At 37.7% G+C, this 260-nt stretch carries 1 protein-coding gene; it reads right to left on the bottom strand.

From position 1 onward, the window contains the following. A partial coding sequence (locus SB689_RS23475) for an MFS transporter (protein ID WP_410694454.1) occupies window positions 1-260 on the bottom strand: 260 nt, incomplete at both ends.

Raw genomic sequence — 260 nt, 5'->3', positions numbered from 1 at the left:
AATGCACTCCACATTGAGGTTGTAGTGCTTAATGCAGTCAACAGCGGAACAGTACATAATGTTCCCAAAATACCAAAGCCCAAAAGAAGTGGACGTCTTCCGATCTTATCAGATAATCCTCCAAAAACAGGTTGAAGGCAAGCGAATATAAATAAAGATATAAAAGAGATCAATGTAGATTCTTCCTTGGTGAGATGGACTGTATTGACCAGGAATTTCTGCATATAAGTGGTATAAGTATAAAAAGCTAATGTACCTCC

The sequence above is a fragment of the Chryseobacterium sp. SIMBA_038 genome, assembly GCF_046535115.1.
In the GTDB taxonomy this organism is placed as follows: Bacteria; Bacteroidota; Bacteroidia; order Flavobacteriales; family Weeksellaceae; genus Chryseobacterium.
This window is presented reverse-complemented; position numbering and strand designations above follow the sequence as displayed.